General features: G+C 73.9%; 3 protein-coding genes. All 3 read left to right on the forward strand.

Annotated features, from left to right (window positions below; all coding sequences use genetic code 11):
• The coding region (locus tag V7E45_RS39220) for an AtuA-related protein (protein ID WP_443056355.1) at positions 1-327 on the forward strand (327 nt) is incomplete at its 5' end.
• Positions 324-1,922, forward strand: a complete 1,599-nt coding sequence (locus V7E45_RS39225) for an acyl-CoA carboxylase subunit beta (RefSeq protein ID WP_333779069.1) — start codon at positions 324-326, stop codon at positions 1,920-1,922. The genes V7E45_RS39220 and V7E45_RS39225, both read left to right, overlap by 4 nt.
• 8 nt (positions 1,923-1,930) lie before the next feature.
• Positions 1,931-3,772 carry an acetyl/propionyl/methylcrotonyl-CoA carboxylase subunit alpha gene (locus V7E45_RS39230; RefSeq protein ID WP_333779070.1) on the forward strand — a complete coding sequence of 614 codons (1,842 nt, stop codon included), beginning with the start codon at positions 1,931-1,933 and terminating at the stop codon, positions 3,770-3,772.
• Positions 3,773-3,835: the final 63 nt, after the last annotated feature.

The following is a 3,835-nucleotide window of genomic DNA, read 5'->3' on the forward strand; positions in this document are numbered from 1 at the left end:
CGCCGCGCCCCCCTCGGCCTGGTCGCCGGCGCCCGCAGCGGCGACAAGGGCGGCGACGCCAACGTCGGTGTGTGGGCGCGGTCCGAGGACGCCTGGCGCTGGCTGGCGCACGAGCTGACCGCCGACCGGTTCCGGGAGCTGATCCCCGAGAGCCGGGAGCTGCCGGTCACCCGGCACGTCCTGCCCCACCTGCGCGCCCTCAACTTCGTCGTGACCGGCATCCTCGGCGCGGGCGTCGCCGCCCAGCACCGCTTCGACCCGCAGGCCAAGGCCCTCGGCGAATGGCTGCGCTCCCGCCACCTGGACATCCCGGAGGCCCTCCTGTGACCGTCCTCGGCACCACCCTGGACACCGGCGGCCCGGACTACCGGGCCCACCGCGAGACCATGCTCGCCAAGCTCGCCGACCTCGACACCGAGCACGCGAAGGCACTCGCGGGCGGCGGTGAGAAGTACCTCGCCCGGCACCGCGGACGCGGCAAACTGCCCGTCCGCGCACGCATCGAACTGCTCCTCGACCCCGACACCCCGTTCCTGGAACTGTCCCCGCTGGCCGCCTGGGGCAGCGACTACGCCGTCGGCGCCTCGCTGGTCACCGGCATCGGCGTGGTCGAGGGCGTGGAGTGCCTGATCACCGCCAACGACCCGACCGTGCGCGGCGGCGCGAGCAACCCCTGGAGCCTGAAGAAGGCGCTGCGCGCCAACGACATCGCGCTCGCCAACCGGCTGCCCTGCATCAGCCTGGTGGAGTCCGGCGGCGCCGATCTGCCCTCCCAGAAGGAGATCTTCATCCCCGGCGGGGCCATCTTCCGGGACCTGACCCGGCTGTCCGCCGCCGGCATCCCGACCGTGGCCGTCGTGTTCGGCAACTCCACCGCCGGCGGCGCCTACGTCCCGGGCATGTCCGACCACGTGATCATGGTCAAGGAACGGGCCAAGGTGTTCCTCGGCGGACCGCCGCTGGTGAAGATGGCGACCGGCGAGGAGAGCGACGACGAGTCCCTGGGCGGCGCCGAGATGCACGCGCGCGTCTCGGGCCTCGCGGACTACTTCGCCGCCGACGAACGCGACGCCCTGCGCCAGGCCCGCCGCGTCGTCGCCCGCCTCAACCACCGCAAGGCGTACGCGGACCCAGGACCGGCGGCTGAGCCCGAGTACGACCCGGAGGAACTGCTGGGCATCGTCCCCGGCGACCTCAAGATCCCCTTCGACCCGCGCGAGGTCATCGCCCGAATCGTCGACGCCTCCGACTTCGACGAGTTCAAGCCGCTGTACGGCACCAGCCTCACCACCGGCTGGGCGACCCTGCACGGCTACCCCGTCGGCATCCTGGCCAACGCCCAGGGCGTGCTGTTCAGCGCCGAGTCGCAGAAGGCCGCCCAGTTCATCCAGCTCGCCAACCAGCGCGACATCCCGCTGCTCTTCCTGCACAACACCACCGGCTACATGGTCGGCAAGGAGTACGAGCAGGGCGGGATCATCAAACACGGCGCCATGATGATCAACGCCGTCAGCAACAGCAGGGTCCCGCACCTGTCCGTGCTCATGGGGGCCTCCTACGGCGCCGGGCACTACGGCATGTGCGGCCGCGCCTACGACCCCCGGTTCCTGTTCGCCTGGCCCAGCGCCAAGTCGGCCGTCATGGGCCCGCAGCAGCTCGCGGGCGTGCTGTCGATCGTCGCCCGCCAGTCGGCGACGGCCAAGGGGCAGCCCTACGACGAGGACGCGGACGCCGCCCTGCGCGCCATGGTGGAGCAGCAGATCGAGTCCGAGTCGCTGCCCATGTTCCTGTCCGGGCGGCTGTACGACGACGGCGTCATCGACCCGCGCGACACCCGCACCGTCCTCGGCCTGTGCCTCTCCGCCATCCACACCGCCCCCTACGAGGGCGCGCGGGGCGGCTTCGGCGTCTTCCGGATGTGAGGAACCCAGTGATTTCGACACTCCTCGTCGCCAACCGGGGCGAGATCGCCCACCGCGTCTTCCGCACCTGCGCCGAACTGGGGATCCGGACGGTCGCCGTGCACTCGGACGCGGACGAGGACGCGCTCCACACGCGCGTGGCCGACGCGGCCGTACGGCTGCCGGGCGCGACACCCGCGGAGACGTACTTGCGCGGCGACCTGATCGTGAAGGCCGCCCTGGCCGCAGGCGCGGACGCCGTGCACCCCGGCTACGGCTTCCTCTCCGAGAACCCGGACTTCGCCCGCGTCGTGCTCGACGCCGGGCTGCTCTGGATCGGGCCGCCGCCCGCGGCCATCGAGGCCATGGCGTCCAAGACGCGCGCCAAGGAACTCATGGGCGTCGCCCCGCTCGGCGAGGTCACCGAGGCCGACCTGCCGGTGCTGGTGAAGGCGGCGGCCGGCGGCGGCGGACGCGGCATGCGCGTCGTGCGCCGCCTGGCGGACCTGCCGGCCGCGCTGGCGGGCGCCGCCGCCGAGGCCGCGAGCGCCTTCGGCGACGGCGAGGTCTTCGTCGAGCCGTACGTCGAACGCGGCCGCCACGTCGAGGTGCAGATCCTCGCCGACACCCACGGCACCGTCTGGACCCTCGGCACCCGCGACTGCTCGCTCCAGCGCCGCCACCAGAAGGTGATCGAGGAGGCCCCCGCACCCGGCCTCACCCCCCGGCTCACCGAGGAGCTCTACGCCCTGGCGGTCCGCGCGGCCCGGGCCGTCTCCTACGTGGGCGCCGGCACGGTCGAGTTCCTGGTCGCCGACGGCCGGGCCCACTTCCTGGAGATGAACACCCGCCTCCAGGTGGAACACCCGGTCACCGAGGCCGTCTTCGGTCTCGACCTGGTCGCCGAACAGCTCCGTGTCGCCGAGGGCCACCCCCTGCCGGCCACACCGCCCGCCGCGCGCGGACACGCCGTCGAGGCCCGCCTGTACGCCGAGGACCCCGCCCACGACTGGGCCCCGCAGACCGGCACCCTGCACCGCCTCGCCGTACCGGCCGGAGTCCGGCTCGACACCGGCTACACCGACGGCGACACCATCGGCGTCCACTACGACCCGATGCTCGCCAAGGCCGTCGCCCACGCCCCCACCCGCGCCGAGGCGCTGCGCCGGCTGGCGGGCGCGCTGGAGCGGGCCGAGATCCACGGCCCGGTCACCAACCGCGACCTGCTGGTCCGCTCCCTGCGGCACCCCGAGTTCGCCGACGGGCCGCCGGACACCGGCTTCTACGACCGCCACCTCGCCGAACTGACCCGGCCGGCGCCCGACGTCCACGCGCCCCTGGCCGCCGCCCTCGCCGACGCGCACGGCCGCTCCCGCTTCGGCGGCTGGCGCAACGTCCCCGCGCAGCCGCAGACCAAGCGCTACGAGGTGGCCGGAGAGGAGATCGAGGTCCGCTACCGGCACACCAGGCGGGGCCCGGTGGCCGACGGGGTCCGGGTCGTGCACGTGGACGCACGCACCGTCGTGCTCGAAGTGGACGGGGTGCGCCGGAGGTTCGAGGTCGCACGGTACGGCGACCAGGTGTACGTGGGCGCCACCCGCCTGACGGCCCTGCCCCGCTTCCCCGACCCCGCCGCCCAGCTCGCCCCGGGCTCCCTGCTCGCGCCGATGCCGGGCACGGTCGTACGCGTCGCCGACGGCCTCACCGAGGGCTCGGCCGTCACCGCCGGCCAGCCCCTGATCTGGCTGGAGGCGATGAAGATGCAGCACCAGATCACCGCACCCGCCGCAGGCACGCTCACCGCCCTGCACGCCAGGCCCGGACAGCAGGTGGAGCCGGGCCTGTTGCTGGCGGTCGTGCAGCCGGCGTGACGGACCCGGCGGACCGCCCGCCCTGCCATGAACCACCCCGCCCGGGACCACCCCGCCCCGGAC

Origin of the sequence: Streptomyces sp. IBSBF 3136 (assembly GCF_036815105.1) — a bacterium.
Taxonomy (GTDB): domain Bacteria; phylum Actinomycetota; class Actinomycetes; order Streptomycetales; family Streptomycetaceae; genus Streptomyces.